Annotated in this window: 14 protein-coding genes and 1 tRNA gene; 2 read left to right on the forward strand and 13 right to left on the reverse strand. The window is 63.6% G+C overall.

The genetic code is table 11. From position 1 onward, the window contains the following. The first annotated feature begins 11 nt into the window (after positions 1 to 11). Complete coding sequence (pgsA, locus tag HX881_RS27405; RefSeq protein WP_026013470.1) at positions 12 to 581, forward strand: CDP-diacylglycerol--glycerol-3-phosphate 3-phosphatidyltransferase; 570 nt, start codon at positions 12 to 14, stop codon at positions 579 to 581. 63 nt (positions 582 to 644) lie between these two features. After that, positions 645 to 720, forward strand: a tRNA-Gly gene (locus tag HX881_RS27410). A gap of 419 nt (positions 721 to 1139) precedes the next feature. Here HX881_RS27410 and HX881_RS27415 read toward each other — a convergent pair. The 13 genes from HX881_RS27415 to HX881_RS27475 all read right to left on the reverse strand — a co-directional run bounded on the left by HX881_RS27415 (position 1140) and on the right by HX881_RS27475 (position 18956). Continuing rightward, positions 1140 to 1829, reverse strand: coding sequence for a type 1 glutamine amidotransferase domain-containing protein (locus HX881_RS27415; RefSeq protein WP_177087588.1), 690 nt, complete (start codon positions 1827 to 1829; stop codon positions 1140 to 1142). Between the two features lie 222 nt (positions 1830 to 2051). After that, complete coding sequence (locus tag HX881_RS27420) at positions 2052 to 2654, reverse strand: TetR/AcrR family transcriptional regulator (protein ID WP_177087590.1); 603 nt, start codon at positions 2652 to 2654, stop codon at positions 2052 to 2054. A gap of 146 nt (positions 2655 to 2800) precedes the next feature. After that, a complete protein-coding gene (locus tag HX881_RS27425; RefSeq protein ID WP_017128099.1) occupies positions 2801 to 3589 on the reverse strand; it encodes an ABC transporter ATP-binding protein in 789 nt (262 codons plus the stop codon). Between the two features lie 11 nt (positions 3590 to 3600). After that, entirely contained in the window at positions 3601 to 4362 is a 762-nt protein-coding gene (locus tag HX881_RS27430) for an ABC transporter permease (RefSeq protein ID WP_177087592.1), read from the reverse strand. An 8-nt stretch (positions 4363 to 4370) separates the two neighbouring features. Beyond that, the gene (locus HX881_RS27435; protein WP_177087594.1) at positions 4371 to 5132 is read right to left on the reverse strand and encodes an ABC transporter permease; all 762 of its coding nucleotides are present in this window, start codon (positions 5130 to 5132) and stop codon (positions 4371 to 4373) included. 193 nt (positions 5133 to 5325) lie between these two features. Then, the gene (locus HX881_RS27440) at positions 5326 to 7791 is read right to left on the reverse strand and encodes a TonB-dependent receptor plug domain-containing protein (RefSeq protein ID WP_017128102.1); all 2466 of its coding nucleotides are present in this window, start codon (positions 7789 to 7791) and stop codon (positions 5326 to 5328) included. Positions 7792 to 7940: 149 nt separating this feature from the next. Continuing rightward, positions 7941 to 10205, reverse strand: a complete 2265-nt coding sequence (locus tag HX881_RS27445) for a TonB-dependent receptor (protein WP_017128103.1) — start codon at positions 10203 to 10205, stop codon at positions 7941 to 7943. Positions 10206 to 10554: 349 nt separating this feature from the next. Beyond that, positions 10555 to 11613 (reverse strand): ABC transporter substrate-binding protein, encoded by a 1059-nt coding sequence (locus tag HX881_RS27450; RefSeq protein WP_017128104.1) that lies wholly within the window; start codon positions 11611 to 11613, stop codon positions 10555 to 10557. 35 nt (positions 11614 to 11648) lie between these two features. After that, positions 11649 to 12698, reverse strand: a complete 1050-nt coding sequence (locus tag HX881_RS27455) for an ABC transporter substrate-binding protein (RefSeq protein WP_177087596.1) — start codon at positions 12696 to 12698, stop codon at positions 11649 to 11651. A gap of 19 nt (positions 12699 to 12717) precedes the next feature. Continuing rightward, positions 12718 to 13869 (reverse strand): LLM class flavin-dependent oxidoreductase, encoded by a 1152-nt coding sequence (locus tag HX881_RS27460; protein WP_017128106.1) that lies wholly within the window; start codon positions 13867 to 13869, stop codon positions 12718 to 12720. Positions 13870 to 14067: 198 nt separating this feature from the next. Continuing rightward, entirely contained in the window at positions 14068 to 15912 is a 1845-nt protein-coding gene (locus HX881_RS27465; protein ID WP_177087598.1) for an ABC transporter ATP-binding protein, read from the reverse strand. Then, positions 15905 to 17671: an ABC transporter ATP-binding protein gene (locus tag HX881_RS27470; protein WP_177087600.1), complete on the reverse strand. Its 1767-nt coding sequence runs from the start codon at positions 17669 to 17671 to the stop codon at positions 15905 to 15907. Before HX881_RS27470 ends, HX881_RS27465 begins: the two co-directional genes overlap by 8 nt. Positions 17672 to 17723: 52 nt before the next feature. Next, a complete protein-coding gene (locus tag HX881_RS27475) occupies positions 17724 to 18956 on the reverse strand; it encodes an acyl-CoA dehydrogenase family protein (protein ID WP_177059956.1) in 1233 nt (410 codons plus the stop codon). Positions 18957 to 19072: the final 116 nt, after the last annotated feature.

Raw genomic sequence — 19072 nt, forward strand, 5'->3', positions numbered from 1 at the left:
CAGTTGTGCCGATGAATATCCCTAATCTGATCACCGTTCTACGCGTTTTACTTATCCCGATCTTCATTTTGCTGTTCTACCTGCCGTACCAGTGGAGCTACATGGCGGCCAGTTCGGTGTTCGCCTTTGCCGCGGCGACCGATTGGCTGGACGGTTACCTGGCCCGACGCCTGGAGCAGAGCACGCCATTCGGGGCGTTCCTCGATCCGGTGGCGGACAAGCTGATGGTCGCGGTGGCGCTGGTGCTGCTGGTGCAGGAGCACGGCAACCTCTGGCTGACCCTGCCGGCGGCGGTGATCATCGGGCGGGAGATCGTGGTTTCGGCCCTGCGCGAGTGGATGGCCGAGCTGGGCGAGCGGGCGCAGGTCGCCGTGTCGAACATGGGCAAATGGAAAACCGCGGCGCAGATGCTGGCGCTGGTGATCCTGCTGGCCAATCCGTCGGACTTCAGCTTCTGGGTCCTGGTGGGCTATAGCCTGTTGATGATTGCCGCTGGCCTGACCCTGTGGTCGATGGTGCAGTACCTGCGGGCCGCCTGGCCGCATCTGAAGATCAATGCGGAAAATCCTGAAAAGAAATAAAACTATTTTGAATCAAGGGGTTGACGTGGTGCGTGGATTCTATAGAATGCGCACCACCAAGACGCGGGAATAGCTCAGTTGGTAGAGCACGACCTTGCCAAGGTCGGGGTCGCGAGTTCGAGTCTCGTTTCCCGCTCCAAATACACAAAAACGCCACTCAATCGAGTGGCGTTTTTGTTTGTGCATTTTTTATATCTGGCGTTGACGCGACGGGTTTCTCGCACGGCAGCAGCCAGTCGGTCGCGGCAGTAGAACGGGGTATTGCCGTGATACTGCCTGTCTAAGCTGAAAACCCTTCAAGGGTGCCGTCAGGCATCCACGAACAACACCTGGCCGGTGATAAAACCCTCCACCGAGTGTTCGAAGGCCTTGCCCTCCGGATACCGGCTGGAAGCCCGGCATCGCCGCCATAAAGGGCGGCGGGGTGCAATTCCTTCATTTCTTCCCACAGCACCGAACGGCATGCACCCAAGCCCCACGCCCATGGCGTGGTGACTGAGGATGGCAATGGGATAAACAGCGGCGGGAGAGGTTGGCTGTCTCCCGCCAAGGACCGGCTCAGGCGTTGTTCGGGTTCAGTTTGTCCACCAGGACCTTCGCGGCTTCACTGGACGACGCCGGGTTCTGGCCGGTGATCAGCAGGCCGTCGCTGACCACGTAGGACGCCCAGTCGTCGCCTTTGGAGTACAGGCCGCCGTTGGCCTTCAGTACGTCCTCGACCAGGAAGGGCACTACGTGGGTGAGGCCTACGGCTTCTTCCTCGGTATTGGTGAATCCGGTGACATTCTTGCCCGCGACCAGCGGTGTGCCGTCAGGCTTCTTCACGTGGCGCAGGACGCCGGGAGCGTGGCAGACGAGGGCTGCTGGCTTGTCGGCGGCAAGGAACGACTCGATCAATCGGATAGAGATCGGATCTTCGGCCAGATCCCAGAGCGGGCCGTGGCCGCCCGGATAGAAGACCGCGTCGAAATCCGCTGGCGAGACGCTGTCCAGGCGTACGGTGTTGGCGAGCAAGGCTGTCGCCCGGGCGTCGGCTTCGAAACGGCGGGTCAGGTCGGTCTGGAAGGACGGCTCGTTGCTCTTCGGATCCAGTGGTGGCTGGCCGCCTTTTGGCGAGGCCAGGACGATTTCGGCGTTGGCCGCGAGAAAGGTGTAGTAGGGCGCCGCCAGCTCCTCGAGCCAGAAACCGGTTTTACGGCCGGTATTGCCGAGGGTGTCGTGCGAGGTCAGGACCATGAGAACTTTCATCTTGATGATTCCTTTGCGGTGAATGTGTGGCTACGTTAATCGCTAATAGACCAGTCGTCTAGTTCTTTGCGAAATTTTTCCCCCATGGTTTTTTGCCATGGGCAGGGGGCGCACGGGAGCAATATGAGAGCTGAGACGGGGGGAAACTGAGCGACGGCGCCGGCGTCTGTATCCGGAGTCGCCAAGGCCAAGAGGCAACGCGATCGGCGTCGCCTTCGCCAGTCAGCGCAGATTGAGTATCTGGCGGGTGGTGGTCATGGCCATGTCGAAGGGCTGGGTGGTTCTGGCAATTTTCACCATGACACTGGCGCCCAGCCATAGCTGATAGAGGCTTTGTGCAACGATATCCGGCTCGGCGCTGATCCGTAGCGATCCTTCCGCGACGCCGGCCTCGATGGCTTTGCCGAGTCGACTGGTGATACCCGACGTGCCGCGCTTGAGCACGGCACGCATGGGCTCCGAAAGATCGGCGACTTCGACACCCAGCTTCACCGCCAGGCACTTGCCCTGGCAATCCAGGAAGGATTGGGTGTCCTGCCATGCACGCCAATAGTTCACCAACCGCTGTGCCATCGTCAGGCCGGGTTGGCTGAGTGTCTGGTCGAGATCGGCCAGGTAGTCGTGGAAATAGCTCTCCAGGATCGCCTCGCCAAAAGCGTCCTTGGAGCTGAAGTAATGATAGAAGGATCCTTTCGGGACTCCGGCGGTAGCCAGAATCTCGTTCAGGCCCACGGCAGAATAACCTTTGGCGGCCATGATGCGCTGGCCGACATCAAGGATTTCCTGGCGAACGCTGGAGGATTCACGGGTCTTTGAAGTGCTCATGGCCAAATGTTATCCCACTGGCAGATCGCTCTACCAGTTTTTATGGCCGGGCCGGGAGCGACCGGTGTGGGGTTTCGGTATCTGGCGTCGGGATAGAAGGAGGCGCCTCAGCCAGCCCGGATAACCCCAGAGGACCTGGCGGTTGATCAATGCCCCACCAACTCTTCCAGCAATTGCTCCTTGTACCCTTGCAGCACCGCTGATGTGCGATCCCGAGGATGCGGCAGGTCCACTTCGATCTGGTGCTTGATCCGCCCGGGATGCGCGTCCATGACGATCACGCGCTCGCCCAGGTACAGCGCTTCCTCGATGTCGTGGGTCACCATGATCACCGTGCAGCGCTGCTGTGCCCAGATGCGCTGCAACTCACGTTGCAGGTGCACGCGGGTCAGCGCATCGAGGGCGCCCAGCGGCTCGTCGAGCAACAACACCTTGGGTTTGTTGATCAGCGCCCGGGCAATGGCCGCACGTTGCGCCATGCCACCGGAAAGCTGGTGCGGGTAGGCGTTTTCAAAGCCCGAGAGGTTGACCAGGGCGATATGCTCGGCCACCTGGCGATCCTTCTCGGCCTGGGGCAGCGGGTGGTTCTTCAGGGCCAGGGCGATGTTCTGGCTGACGGTCATCCACGGAAACAATCGATGGTCTTGAAACACGATGCCGCGTTCCAGGCTGGTGGCGGCGATGCGTTTGCCGTCCAGCAGGATATCGCCCTCGTACTCGGCTTCCAGCCCGACAATCAGCCGCAACAGGGTGGATTTACCGCAGCCGCTGGCGCCGACGATGCTGACGAACTCCCCAGGGCGCACGTCGAGGTGGATGTCCTGCAATACCGGCAGCGAGCGGCCTTCGATCCGATAGGCCTTGTTCAGGCCGCGGATCTGCAGGGCGCCTGTTTGCAGGTGGTGATGGAGGGCATGGTGGGCGATTGCATTCATGTCGGGGCCTTTCAACGGAGGTTGCGCCAGCGCAGCAGGTGGCGACTCAGAAGGGTAAACAACAGGGTCATCAGGTAGCCGAGCAAGCCGATGCACAGCACGCTGAGCACGATCACTTCCATGCGCGAGCCGGCCTCGGCGTTCATCATCAGGTTGCCCAGGCCCGCCCCTGAGGACAGGAACAGCTCACTGCCGATGGCGGTCACCCAGGCAAAGGCCAGGGCCTGCAACACCCCGGTGGCGATGCTCGGCAATGCCGCGGGCAACAGCACCCGGGTGAACTGCTGCAGCGGGGTCAACACCAGCACCTGGCCGACTTCGCGGTAGCGCCGCTCGACATGACTGAAGCCCTGGTAGGTGTTGAGCACCATCGGATAAAACGCCGCGAGGGTGACGATCAGTACTTTGGAAAACTCGCCATTGCCGAACCATATGGCAATCAGGGGAATCCAGCCGAGCATCGGTACCTGGCGAATCGAGTGGAACAGTGGCCCGATCAGGCGGTTGGCGACGGTGGAAAGCGCCATCGCCACCCCCAGCGTCACACCGAGCAGAATGCCCAGCAGCAGGCCGCTGCTGGTGCGTGCCAGGCTCGCCAGGAGGTTGACCAGCAGTTCGCCGTTACCCAGCATCTCGAGCAACGCCGAACCGATCGCCGAGAGCGGCACAAACGCATAGGCACCGGCGGCGTCCTGGCGCGAGGCGTATTCCCACGCCAGGATCAGCAGCAGGGGCAGCAACCCTCCACGGGCTTTTTTCAGTAGAGGCAACATGAGGGCTCCTAGCGGGTCTGCCAGCGGAAGAGGTGCTGTTCAAGGCGGCGAAAGGCATGGTCGAGGGCAAAACCAATCACCCCGGTGACCACTACGCCCACCATCACGACATCGATGCGCAGCATCTGCCGGGCCATTTCAATCATCTGGCCCAGGCCGCTGTCGGCCGCCAGCAGCTCCGTGGCCACCAGCACCACCCAGGCACGGGTCAGGCTGATGCGAAAGCCGGTGATGATCGGCGGTGCGGCGGCGGGCAGGGCCACCAGGCGCACAAAGGTCGGCCAGCGCAGGCGGTAGACGTCGGCCACTTCGAAATAACTGCGCGGGATGCCGCGCACCCCCTCGCCGGCCGCCAGGGCCACCGGGAAAAACGCGGTCTTGGCGACGATGATGATCTTGAAGGTTTCATCGATACCGAACAGCAGCACAAACATCGGGATCAGGGCGATGCTGGGGATCTGGCGCAACGTGTGAAACAGCGGCCCGCAATACACCTCGACATTCTTCGACAAGGCCATCAGCACGCCGAACGCCAGGCCGCATAGCGAACCGATGCCAAAACCCAGGCCGAGGCGCGACAGGCTGTTGCCCAGGTGCTCCGGCAGTTCGCCGCTGACGAGCAGTTCCCCGAAGGTCTGCAGCACCTGGGCGGGCGGTACCAGCAGGTTGCGGGGGAAGATCCCCAGGTGGGCGACCAGGGCCCAGGCAGCCAGCAGGGCCAGGGGCGAGATAAGCCAGGATAGGGCGGTCAACGATCGATGGGCGCGCATGGCAGGTCTTATTCAGCGAAGTACCCCGGGGCTATCGCAAGACATGTGCCACATGACCCCGGGACCACGCCAACCCTTGCCGGCGCCCGGCTTGCCGGCGATAAAGCAGCGGCCGCTATCACCGGCAATCCGGGGTCCCACGGGGGAATTGGTGGTCAGGTGCTGCTGGAGCAGCACCCATTCAGCAGTCGCTTCAGAAGTCGTAGCTGATGCTGGTGTAGTAGAACGCGCCCTGGGCACCTTCCGGGCTGGTGATCGAATACTTCGGTACGCCATACAGCTGCGCGCCATCGGCCTTGTCCGGATGGGTGTCGAACAGGTTGATCGCGCCCACCGAGACCTTCACGCCCTTGTGAAAGGTGTAGGACAGATCCACGTCGGTTACCCATTGCGGGCTGAAGGTCTGGTCCAGGTTGGGGTTGGTGGCGTTGAGGCTTTTCCATTCGCCGTAGCGGCGCTGGGCGATATTGACGCCCCAGTTTTCATACAGCCAGTTGGCGCTCAGGGTCAGCTTGGTGTCCGGTGTGCCGTCTTCGATCAGCCCCTGGGTGTTGCGCCCGACAATCTGCGAACCCTTGATACTTCCGACATCGCGCAAGCCGGTGATGGTGGTGTTGGTCTTGGCAAAGCCGCTGCTCAGGTTCAGGCGGCCCCATTGCTGCAAGTCCCACTGGTAATTGCCGGTCAGCTCGATGCCGTCGGTGCGGGTGTCGGCGACGTTGGTGTAGAACGCCGCGCTCTGGATGTTGGCGTAGGGCGTGCCGGCGAAGATCGGCGTGACCACGCTGGCGGGCAACTGGTCGGAGAGGGTGATGCGGTTGTCGATGTTGATGCGGTAGGCGTCCACCGTCACCGAGGCATTGTCCACCGGGCGCCACACCAGGCCCAGGGAGTAGTTGGTCGACTCTTCGGGCTTGAGCGCCTTGCCGCCGAGTGCCTGGGCTTCCGGGCTGTTGGCGCGCAACGTACGCTGCTGCACCTCGACGTAGTTGCCGCTGCCTGGCGGTTGTTCCACTACCTGCACACTGAACGACGACATGCCGCTCTGTACCAGCGACGGCGCGCGATAACCGGTGCTGGCCGTAGCGCGCGCGGCGATCTGCGGGGTGAAGTCATAGCGCAGCGACAGCTTGCCGTTGGTGGTGTCGCCAAAGTCCGAATAGTGTTCGGTACGCACCGCGACGCCGGCCTGGAATTTCTCGGTGATCTGGCCTTCGACGTCGATGTAGGCGCCCAGCACCTTGCGGTCCAGCGACGCCGCGTCGACCTGGGTGATACCTGAGTAGTAGCCGGGAATCCGCCGCCCGGTAATCGGGTCGACGGTATTGAACAGCGGCCCGTTCTGCCAGCCGGCGGCTTCGCCCGCGCTCAGTTGGTAGTTCTCCTTGCGCCAGGCCAGGCCCGCCGACAGGGTCAGCGGCTTGAACAGCAGGTCGGTGGGGAAGTCGCGTACCCAGTCCAGGGTCAGGTTGGTCTGGTCGTTTTCGCGTTCGCCGGTATAGATCTTCGACGGGCTGTCGACGCCGTAGCTGGGGTTGATCGCATTGCGGTCGGTGGATTTGAGCGTGTTGTCGCCGTGGTTCAGCGCCAGGTCGAACTTGCCCAGTCGTTCGTTCTCGAAGCGCAGGCCGCCGGTGACGGCATAGTCTTCCAGGCCGTAGCGGGTGATCGGCAGGCGGCCGTCCGGATAGCGTTGCAACGCGGTACTGCCGTAGTTGTTGCGCAAGGCCGTGGGCGGGTCGAAGAAGCCCTCGGCGTCGGTGTTCTTGTGGGAGTAGGTGGCGAACCCGTAGGCGGTCAGGCCTTCTCCGACCCCGATCTCGCTGTTGGCCACGAAATTGTACTGGTCCGAGATATTGCCCGAACCCCAACGCCAGGTGCGGTAGCGGTTGTTCTGCTCGCGAGGCGTGTTGACGCTGGTATCGCCGGGGTAAAAGATCCGGTTGTCGGGGTTGGTGTCACTGGCGGGGTCCTGGCTGCCGGCGTCGAAACTCAAGGTGAGGAAACCGTCGTTGGGCAGCGTGAAACCTTTCCAGCCGCTGAGCTTGCGCTGGATGCCGTCGCCCTTGTCGTAGCCGCCGTAACGATAACCCAGGTTGCCGCCGTCATCGTTTTCCTTGAGCACGATGTTGATCACCCCGGCAATCGCATCGGAGCCGTATTGGGCGGCGGCACCATCGCGCAGGATCTCCACGCGCTGGATCGCGCTCAGCGGGATCAGGCTCAAGTCCACCGCTGCCGCGCCACGACCATTGACCAGGCTCTGGCGGGTGATGTTGGCGCTGCTGTGGCGGCGCTTGCCGTTGACCAGCACCAGCACCTGGTCCGAGGCCAGGCCGCGCAGCGATGCCCCCTGGGCGATGGAGCCGGCAAACGCACCTTGGGGCGACTGCGGGAAGTTGAACGATGGCGACAAGGCGGTCAGGGCGCCGGACAGGTCGGTGGCACCGGTCTGCTGCAACTGCTCGCCGGACAGTACATCCACCGGTGCCGCGCTTTGCAGGGCGGTCAGGTCGCTGCGCCGTGTGCCGAGCACCACCACGGTATCCAGGTGATCGTTTTTCGCGGTGGGCTGGTTGTCATCCGCGGCAAATACAGGCACGGCAAGGCTGCCCATGACCAGCGCGATGGCGCCGGCCAACGGAGTACGTCGGAACATAAAAGAGGTCCTTTCAGGAAATTACCCACCTTGTAGGAGCCCGGCTTGTGTGGGAGCGGGCTTGCCCACGAAGCTTTTAGCGGCCTCAAGGGCCCTGTCGCCGGCAAGCCGGGCTCCTGCAAGGTGAGGTGGCGTTGTTTGTGGTGGGGTCAGAAGCGGCTGGTCACGCTCAGGCCCACGGTGCGCGGGTCGCCATAGGTGATCACGTATTGGCCCAGGCCACCGTTCGGCCGGCCATGGACCTGGTAGCGGCGGTCGGTGAGGTTGTTGACGAAGCCGGTGACGCTGAGTTTTTCGTCGGCGCTGTACCAGGTCAGGCGGCTGTTGGCCAAGGTGTAATGAGGCTGACTCAGGTCCTTGTCGGCACTGCTCTGGCGGTCGGCGAGGAAGTACTCCTTGTCGCGAAAGCTCACGTCGGCCCCGGCCACCAGCTTGCCGCCGATTTCCAGCGGGATGGTGTAGTCGCCGCCGAGGGACACCACGTTGCGCGGCGAACGAACGAAGCTGTTGCCGCTGTAGTCACCGGTGACCGCACCGGTGTTGGGGTTGGTGTTCTTGAAGTCGGTGTATTCGGTATCGAGGAAGGAAACCGCCGCGCGCAGGTGCAGGTAGTCGGTGGGCTGGCCTTCCAGCTCCAGTTCGGCGCCCTTGACCTTGCCCTTGGCGCCGTTGGTCAGCGCGGTGGTCAGCACGCCGTTGTTGACCGTGAGCAGGTTCACCTGAATATCCGAATAGTCGTAGTAGAAGATGTTCGCGTTGGCCGTGAGGCGACGGTTGAACCACTCGGACTTCACGCCGAACTCGTAGGCGTCGAGTTGTTCCGGGTCCACCGTGGTCAACTGCGACAGGCTGGTCGACAGCCCGGTGTTGAAGCCGCCGGAACGGAAGCCATGGGCGTAGCGCAAGAACACTCGCACATTGTCGTTGATGCGGTATTCCGGGGTCAGGTCGTAGGTCCAGGCTTCCCAGGTCTTGTCTTCCTGGCGATTGCCGTTGGTGCCGACGCCGGCCAGGGGAATCAGCGGGCCGTTGGCGGTGGCACGGGTCAGCTGGGTAAGGCTGAGGTCGATATCTTTCTTTTCCTGGGTCCAGCGCAGGCCGCCGGTGACGCTGAAATTGTCGGTGAAGTCGTAGGTCAGGTTGCCGAACAGCGCATAGCTGTCGGTCTTGTGGTCGTAGCTCAGGTCACGAAAATCGGTGGCGCCGTTGACCTGGTTGGAGCCGGTGCCGTTGGGTGTCGGCCCGGGGGCGATGAACCGTCCGGCGCTGCTGTCCAGATCCTCGTGGAAATAGTGCGCACCGGCCAGCCAGCGCAGGGTTTCCTGCTGGGGCGAGGCCAGGCGGATTTCCTGGGAGTACTGGGTGTATTTGTTGTCGGCGGTGGCGGTGCCGTTGACCTCGTAGGGCGTGTAGTCGGCGTCGCTGCTGGACTGGCCGCGAATGTAGTCATAGGCGCTGATGGACGTCAGGGTGTAGTCGCCCAGGTGCCAGTTGAGGGTCAGTGAGGTGCCGTCGTGGTTGAGTTTGGAATCGTCATCGACGTTCAGGGCGATATTGCGTCCGGCCGGCCGCTGGTAACCCACGTTGTAATAGCGGCCCAGGGTCAACGCGCCGTTGGCGCCGTCGCCCTTGAACTCGCGGCTGTGGATCTTCCACAGCGCATCCAGGTCATCGTTGAGCTGGGCGAAGAATTGCAGGCGCACGGCCTTTTTGTTGACGTCGCCGTAGGTGTGATCGTCCACCAGGTTTTTCTGGAAGCCATCGCGTTCTTCGGAATACAGCGAGATCCGTGCCGCGAGTTTTTCATCCACCAGGGTGCCGCCGAGGGCACCGCTGAGTATGCGTTCGTTCTTGCTGCCAAAGCCGATGGTGCCGAAACCGTCGGTGTCGAAGGTCGGTTTCTTCGAGATGATATTCACCGCGCCTGCCGTGGTGTTCTTGCCGTACAGCGTGCCCTGCGGCCCGCGCAGGATTTCTATGCGCTCCAGGTCCCACAGCGGCCCGCCACCGGCAATCGGTGCATTCAGGTACACGTCATCGGCGTAGATACCCACCGGGTACACCGTAGCCGCGCCGGTGTCGCCGGTCCCCAGTCCGCGGATATACCAGCGCGGCCGGCCGTCGCCGTCGGGGTTCTTGGCCGATGCGTTGGGAATGAAGGTCGTGATATCGCCCATCGAGCGCACGCCGTCCTCCACGATATGGGTGCCCTGGACCGCCGATACCGCCACCGGAACCTCTTGAAGGGTTTGCTCGCGGTGCTGTGCGGTGACGGTCACGGTCTTGAGCGATGGCTCGGTTTTGCTGGTGTCGTTTTCAGCGGCGTCGGCGGCCAGCAACTGCTCGCTGGCGGCCCCCCCGGCGAGCAGTAAAGCGAGCCACAGGCCGCTGGTGATCGGATTGATTTTATGCATTGCAGTCTCCCCCGGAAAAGTGTCCTTGAAGGGGGTAGAGCAGAGATCGTGCCAAGAGAATTTCAAGACTGATACAGTGATGTAAGTGTATGAAAGTAAACAGATAAATTATTTATTTTGGGCGCGTCTCACCGAGAAATCCACGGCGCCCGCAGGCTGTGAAAATCACCTGTCGAAGATTCAGCAGAAGTTGCTTGGAGGGTGCTGCTGGAGCAGCAAGGGGAGTGTTGACCTGGCAACACTTCAGGGGCTGATATACCCGGCCCTTGCAGGAGCCCGGCTTGCCGGCGATGGCGTTCTTGAAGACGCTATCGCCGGCAAGCCGGGCTCCTGCAGGTCGTGGGCAGGGTTAAACGGCGACGCGGGAAGTGGAACCGATGACTTTTTCCAGCACGCTGAAATCGATCCAGTCGCGCACGTCAAAGCGCCGGGGAATGAAGTCCCAGCGATGCAGGAAGTCGGTGAAATCCTGCAGGGCTTCAATCGAACGCGAATCGAGGGTGGTGCGCAGGCGGCGGTGCGCATCTTCGCCGTAGGCCGCCGTCACCCAGTACTCGCTGGTATTGAGTTCCTTGGCGAGAAAGCGCCGGGTCTCGTCCGGGTTGGCCCAGGCCCATTGCTCGGTGCGCAGCACGGTATCGACGATCTTCACGCTGGCGTCGAAATGTTCCCGCAGCAGATTGATGTCCACGGTGAGGGTACGCGGCGTGCCGTTGTTGGAACGGATCAGCGGGTCCGGGTGCGAGCCGGTGTCCACCACCACATGAAGGCCGAACTCGTTGGCCAGGTGGACAGCGTGCGCGCCCTTGAGAAAGATCGCGTCGATATCGCCACGCAGCAGGCCGATCAGTTCGTTGTTGCGCCGACTGAAACGGCTGACGCCCAGGCTGACTTCGGGGCCATAGACATAGGAGGTCTGGTTGTCGCTGTAGGTGCCACCGTAGGGGTAGTCCACCAGTTCCACATCGGCCACGTTCAAGCCTTCCAGCCTGAGTGCGTTTTCCAGGCCGCGCAGGGCCTGGGCGCGGGTAAAATCGATTTGCACGTTGGCCCATTTCGGCAGGCCGAAGCGCCGGTTCTTCAGGTCGCGCACGCTCTTCACACCGCTTTCGGCGGTGGTCAGGATCAGTTGCACTTCATCGCTCCACGACAGCCCCAGCACGCGGGTTTCGACGCCGCTGGAATAGGCCCAGATCGCCGGGATATTGCCGCCGTGGCGTACCGAGTTCTGCAGGTGATGATCATAGTGGGCTTCGCGAACTTCCCGCTCCGTGGATTCGCGCAACGATTGGATATTGGTGCCATAGGGCAGGAAGGCTTCGGCGAGTCGCCCGGACTGCACCGCAATGCCGAGCCCGGTGGGGACCGGGCTGTGGGTGTACCAGAGAGTATCGAGTGGTTTGCTCATAAGGGTCTTCGTTCGGATCCATGAAGCCTGGCGGGTCAGCCTGCCAGCGCGGTTTTGCCGTTGAGCAGCGCGTTCAACGGTCGTGCATCAATCCATTCACGCACATCGAGGCTTTGCGGGATAAAGCGCCAGCGGTGCAGGAAATGGGTGAAATCCTGCAGGGCGGCAATCGCCTGTTCATCCAGTTCGGTACGCAGGCGCAGGTGTGCATCGTCGCCATAGGCCGCGGTTACCCAATACTCGCTGCTGTTGGTTTCCCGGGCCAGGTAGCGCCGGGTGTCTTCCGGGTGGGTGTGGGCCCACTGCTCGGCACGCAGTACCGAGTCGAGGATGCCGGTGGCCACGTCGAAATGGTTTTCCAGCAGGTTCAGGTCCACCGCGAGGGTGCGCGGAGTGCCGTTGTTGCTGCGGATCAGCGGGTCGGGATGGGAGCCGGTGTCGATCACCGTGTGCAAGCCGAAATCATGGGCGTGCTGCGCCGCGCTGGCGCCCTTGAGGAAGATCGCATCGACCTCGCCGCGCAACAGGCCGATCAGTTCCAGGTTGCGTTCACTCGTGCGTGCATTGACCGGCGTGCCGGCCACGTTGCGCACGGCGTTGTCGCTGAAGGTGCCGCCATACCGGAAGTTCCCGAGCTTCACATCGCCGACCTTCAGGCCTTCCAGCGACAGCGCGTTTTCCAGCCCGCGCAATGCCTGGGCGCGGGTGAAATCGATCTGCGCACCGGCCCAGTCCGGCAGGCCGAAGGTGCGGCCCTTGAGGTCCTTGACGGTCTTGATGCCGCTGTCCTGGCGGGTCAGGATCAGTTGCACTTCGTCCGCCCAGGACAGGCCGATCACCCGGGTTTCGCGACCCTGGGCGCGGGCCCAGATCGCCGGGATATTGCCGCCATGGCGGACCGAATTCTGCAGGGTATGATCGAAGTGCGACTCGCGCACCGCCTTGTCATTCGATTCGCGCAGCGACTGCACTTCGGTGCCCAGGGCGCCGACGGTGTCCTGCAGCCAGCCTTTCTGCACGGCGATACCCAGGCCGGTGGGCACGGGACAGCGGGTGTACCAGAGGGTGTCGAGAGGTTGTGTCATCGAGGATTCTCCCCAGCGTTCAGGCGCTGGCTTTCAACGGTTGGATGGCCGGGCGTCGGTGCACCAGCGGCAGGACTTCCTGGCCGATGCGCAGGGCTTCTTCGAGGTGCGGGTTGCCGGCGAGGATGAAGGTCGAGAAACCGGCGTCGCGGTATTCCACCAGGCGCTCGGCGATGTTTTCGTGGCTGCCCACCAGGCCGACGGTCGGGCCCGGCTTGGCCTTGGCAAAGCCGGCCCAGAGATTGGGGCCGATGATCAGGTCGTCGAAGCGGTCGACGTTCTGGTGGTAGGCGGTTTGCCGCGCGGCGCCCACCGAATCGGAGCCGCTGGTGAAACCCTTGGCGACGACGCTGGTCCGGCCTTCAAGCTTGTCGAACTGGCGGCGCAGGTCTTTCCAGGCCAGCTCCTCGGTCTCGCGGGCGAACAGGTCGACCCGCAGGCCGAACCGCACGCTGCGTCCCTGTTTGTCGGCAAGCTCGCGTACGCGATCGATATGCGGCTTGAGCTTGTCGATGGGCTCGGCCCAGTTCAGGTAGACATCGGCGTGCCTGGCGGCGACGCCCAGCGCGGCATCGGAGAACCCGGAGAAATACACCCCCGGCTTGCGCTCGTGCTGCAGGCCGGCGGGCAGGCTGCCGTTTTCCAGCTGGTAGATATCGCCGGCGTAGGAGAATTTTTCGTTCTCCCACAGGCCCTGGATGATGTCGAGGAACTCGCCGGTGCGCTTGTAGCGCAGGTCATGTTCGAGGAAGTCGCCGTTGGCGCGCTGGCTGGCGGGGTTGCCGCCGGTGATGATGTTCCACTCCAGGCGGCCACGGCTGAGATTCTGCAGGATCGCCGCCTGCTGCGCGGCGTAGGCGGGCAGGGTCCAGGTGGCCTGGAAGGCGATCAGGAACTTGATGCGCCGGGTTTCCCGGGCCAGCGCGGCGGCGGCAATCCATGGCTCGGGGCCGGTGGGCAGCAGGGCGCCTTCAAAACCGGCGAGCTCGGCGGCCTTGGCCACCTGGGCGATGTAGTCGATGTAGGTGAAGTCGTCGGGTTCGCCGTTGGGCAAGCGTCCCGGAGCGATATGACCGGGGCGGTAGTCGGGGTTGCCACGGTTGTGTTTGTCGGTGGTCAGCTGCGGGCCGTCGGTGCCCAGCGGCAGGCGCCAGAAAAATTCAGTGCTCATGGATGCTCCTGATTCAGTCGTGCAAGGTGCGTGGACCTGATGGCAGGGGTGGTTGCAACGCCCATGCCATGGGGCGGGGCCCAATGGCTACGGGGGCTTGCGCATGCGGGAAGGAGACGGGTGCTGCTGTAGCAGCACCCGCCCAGCAGTCGATGCTGAGCGTGCAGCAGGCCCTTGCAGGCGCCGGCAAGCCGGCTCCTACGGGGATAGGGCGCTCGGCTCGTGGCTGCGCGCGCTGCGCAGGTAGGTCTGGTACAGCGCGGCATACGGTCCGTCCTTGTCCATCAACTGCTGATGCGCGCCCAGTTCCACCACCTGCCCATGGCGTACCACCGCGATCCGGTCGGCATCGCGGATCGTCGCCAGCCGATGCGCGATGATGATCGCCGTACGTCCCTCGCACAGCCGGCGCAACGCCCGCTGGATGCGTCGTTCGGTATGAATGTCCACCGCCGAAGTCGCCTCGTCCAGCACCAGCACCGCCGGGTCCGCCAGGTACGCGCGCACCAGGCATACCAACTGCCGCTGGCCGTGGCTCAGATGCGCGCCCAGCGGGCCAACCTCCGTGTGGTACTGGTGAGGCAGGCGCTCCAGCACTTCATCGGCGCCCAGTTCGCGGGCGGCGGCGATCAGGGTGGCATCGTCGGCTTCGGGGGCGGCGAGGCGCAGGTTGTCGAGAATGCTGCCGCTGAACAGCACGTTGTCCTGCAACACCACGCCGACATGGCGACGCAGGGTATGTTGCGTCAGCTCGCGTACGTCGATGCCGTCGAGACGGACTGCACCGGTCTGCACTTCGTAGAAGCGCGTTAGCAATTGCACCAGGGTGCTCTTGCCATGGCCGGACGGGCCCACGATCGCCAGCACTTCACCCGCCGGGATATGCAGGTTCAGGCCGTTGATGACCGGGGCTTGTCCGTAGCTGAACAGCACCTGGTCAAAATGCACTTCGCCACGCGCCCGTTCCAGGGGCCGGGGGCCGCTGCTGTCGACGATCTGCGGCGAGGTATCGAGCAGCAGGAAAATCCGCTGTGCCGACGCCGAGCCCGTGGCGTAGCGCTCAAACAGGTCCGACAGCTCCTGCAACGGTCCCAGGAACAAAAACACATAGAACAGGCTTTCCGCGACCTGGCCGACACTGACCTCGCCCGCCGCCAGGCCATACGCGCCCACCAGCAGCAACAGCGCGATTCCCGCCGAACTGAGCAGCGCGGTAAACGGTGCGAACCACGATGAGCGCAAGCTGCCGCGAATCAGCGCCTGGTTGAAATCCTCCAGCAACTGGCGATAGCGCCGCAGGTTCGGTGCCTCGTGGGCACACTGTTGCAGCAGGCGCGCACCACTGACGCTTTCCACCAGGTGCGCGGTAAAGCGGCTGCGGTTTTCCGCGACCCTGGCCCAGTTGCGCTGGGAGATGCGCTTGAAACTCCAGGTGGCGAGCACCAGTAAAGGCACCGTGGCCGCCAGGCTGAGGAAGAACCGCGGGTCGATGCGCCACAGCATCACCGAGGCCAGGCCACAGCGCAGCAGGGCGCCCAGCAGTTCTGGCGGGCCCTGGATCACCAGCGGCTCGAGGGCGTCGACATCGCGGTCGACCCGGGAAATGATGCGCCCGGCGCGGGTCTGGTCGAAGTAACTGACGCTCAGGCCCTGGACATGGGCGAATACCTGCACCCGCAACGCGTTCAGCACACGGATCGCCGCGCCGCCGGCGACAAATTGCGAGACCCCGGCCAGCAGGAAACGCACCAGCCAGCTGGCCGCCAGGCCGAGTCCCAGCCACAGCACCAGGCGCTCGTCCAGCAGCCAGTGATCGGCCTGTTGGATCAATCCACGGTCGAGCAGTTCACGCACAAACCACGGCCGCAGAAAGACGCTGATCACCAGCAGTATCTCGATGCCGATCACCGCGACAATCTGCCGGCGGATCGGCCTGAGCAGTGGCAGCAAGCGCTTGAACATGCTGCGATCCAACGCCTTCTTCGCCAGCATTTCTTCGATTTCGATATCGCTCAAGGCTTTGCCTGGCAGCGGGTTAGCCATGATCGATCCCCAGCAGGTCACGGTATTGCGCATGGGTTGATTGCAGGTCGGCGTGACGGCCCTGCGCGGTGATCCTGCCGTCGGCCAGCATCAGCACGCGGTCGGCCAGCAGAATGGTCGAGAGCTTGCTGGAGATCACCAGCACCGTGGTGCCGCGCAGTTGCCGCAGGTTGTGCAGTACCTGGCGTTCGCTGATGGCGTCGAGGGCGCTGGTGGCGTCGTCCAGGCACAGGATGTCCGGCTTGCCCAGCAACGCGCGGGCCAGGCACAGGCGTTGGCGCTGGCCTCCGGACAAGGTCACGCCGCGATCGCCAAGGGGCGTTTCCAGGCCCTGGGGCAGGCGCTGCAGGACGTCTTCGGCGGCGGCGAGGTGCAGGGCCTCGCGCAGTTGTTCGTCGCTGGCCTCCGGGGCGGCAAGGCGCAGGTTGGCCGCCAGGCTACCGGCGAACAGGAAACTTTCCTGCGGCGCGACATGCACGCGCTGGCGCAGCGGGCCGAGTTGCAGGTCACGGATGTCCTGCCAGCCGCTGCTGTCCGAGCCGAGCAACAGGCGCCCGGCCGTTACATCGCTCAGGCGTGGCAACAGGCTGGCCAGCAAGCTCTTGCCGGTGCCGGTGGCGCCGACCAGCGCGACGATCTCTCCAGGCTGCAAGGTCAGCGAAGAGTCATGCAGGATGTCGCGGCCCCCACCGGGGGCGGTGACGCTGACCTGTTCCAGCTTGAGCCCCAGCGGGCTGGCGGGCAGGCTGGCGGCACCGCCGCGGATCGCCACCGGTGCATCCAGCAATTGCCAGATACGCTCGGCGCTGGCGCGGGCATCGGCGAAGGTCTGCATCACCCGGCCGATGCCTTCGATACGGAATACCAGGGTGGTGGCGATCAGCAGCGAGGTCACCAGTTCGCCGATCCCGAGTTGACCGGCGGCCACCAAGTGGGCGCCGTACACCAGAATCCACACATGCCCCAGCGCCACCACCGCCTGGGGCAGTGGAATGCGCGAGCTGGAATAGGCCAGTGCCTGGCGTGCCAATGCGGCGAACACCGCGACCTGATCGGCGAAGCCCTGGATACGCCGTTGCTCCAGACCGAACGACTTGATCACCCGCACGCCGCCAATCCCTTCGCTCAGGTCCTGGTTGACCCGGTCATAGGCGCTGCCGACCGCCCGGTCCAGGCTCACCAGGCGTCCGGTCTGGTGCACGAAGATCCACAGTCCGGTGACCGTGAGCAGCAGCGGCACCAGGCCCAGCAGCGGGTCGTACCAGCCCAGCAGGCCCACGGTGGCCAGCACCACCAGCGGCGTTTCCACCAGCTGACGCCAGAAGGTGATCAGCGCATCGCGCACCTTGTCGGCATCGCGGGTGGTGCGAGTGATCATTTCGCCCATGCCGTGTTGCCAGTGATAACCCAGGTGCAGGCTCTGCACCTGGGACAGGATGCGTTCGCGCAGGCGCGTCAGCAGTTCCTGGCTGATCACCAGCGACAACACGCTGGCGACGTATTGCAGCAGGCCGCGGCCGAACGCCACGGCGAGCATCAGCCCGAGCCAGTACCAACCGAGGCTGGCGTCCAGGCTGCCGTCAGGATGGTGGACGACGGCGCGTCCGGTGCTGACGTCGTTCACCGCATGGCCGATCAGCCATTGTTGCCAGACCAGCCCCAGGTTGATGGCCACGTACAGCGCCGCCACCAGGGTGAATCGCCAGGGCATTTCCCGGTAGATCGCCAGGCTGCGTAGAAGGGGGTGTTGTTCGATCATGAAAAGCTCGTCAGCCATACACGGGGAATGGGCCGCGCACGGCCCGTATTGCTTATTTGCGGGTGGCACCCTGGGTTTCCCGGGCGTTGAGAATCGCGGTGTACTCGCCCGGGTCCACGCCGTTGAGGTAGTAGTTGCCCACGTGGTGCAGGCGCCAGCGGATCGGATCGTGGGTGGTATGCACCCGGGCATTGCGCCAGAAGCGATCCAGGTTCCACTTGCTCAACGATGAACTGGCCCCCAGCAGCGAGAAAATATCGCTGGAGATCTTCAGCGAGGCGCTGTCGGAATGCGCACGGGCGGTCGCCACCGAGAGGATCAACTCGTCCTGCAGTTCCTTGTTGTCGGGGTCTTGCTCATGGGCATCGAACACCCGCGCCGCGTCGCGCAACAGCGATTCGGCAGCGCGCAGGCTCACGGCGTATTCGCCGATCTGCTTGATGATGTGCGGCTCTTCATTGGCGTGGTCGACCCCGCTTTCCACCCATGGCCGCGCGTTGTGCTTGAGGTAATCCACCGCGGCCGACAACGCGCCGGCGGCGATACCGGTATCGATGGCCGCGTGAAGAATCTGTGGGAAGGTCAGTCCGGTGCGTTTCATCGGGCCTTTGCGCCATGAAACGAAGTCTTCATCCAGGACGACATTGTCGAAAATCACTGTGCCGCTGACCGAGTTTTTCTGGCCGAAGGCTTCCCAGTCATCCACCAGCGTCAGGCCCGGTGTATTGCGATTGAGCAGCACGCCCGCGCCGCCGTCGTCCGAGGCGGCCGTGAGCGAGATCCATTCGGCGAGGTAGGAACCGGTGGAGTAGAACTTGCTGCCATTGAGTACCAGGGCGCCGTCTTCGCGACGTTCGACGCGGGTCTTCAGCGCGAATTTGTTCTTGCCCCCGACCTCGGCCAGGGCGTTGCCGAAACGCTTGCCGGCCAGTACGTCGCTGACCAGTCGATCACGCACCGCGTCCGGGTAACCGTTGAAAATCCCCCGCAGCATCACGTTATGGATCTGCAGCAACTGTCCGACGCCGCCATCGGCCTCCGAGATCAGGCGTACGGTTTCGACGATGGTCTGCACCGACGCGCCGAGCCCGCCGAAGGCCTTGGGCACACCGATGGCGGTCAGGCCGCTTTCCGATAACAGCTGAGCCTGGCGCCAGGGCAACTGGCCGTTCTGCTGGCTGTCGGCGGCGATGCTGGCGATCTCCACGGCGATTTCCCTGGCGGCGGCGATGGCCTCGGCCTCGCTCGGCAGATGGCGTACGGGCGCCTGTTCGAATGTAGTCATGGTTCAGTCCTTGGTTTGCGTAGGGCAGTGAAAAGGGCCTTGAGCAAGTTCTGCGCCAACGCCAGAACCCCCACTGCACAGGGCTCTCGGTGAGCGGGGTGCTGCTGGGGAAGCAG

The sequence above is a fragment of the Pseudomonas gingeri genome, from assembly GCF_013386115.1.
GTDB classification, from domain to species: Bacteria; Pseudomonadota; Gammaproteobacteria; order Pseudomonadales; family Pseudomonadaceae; genus Aquipseudomonas; species Aquipseudomonas gingeri.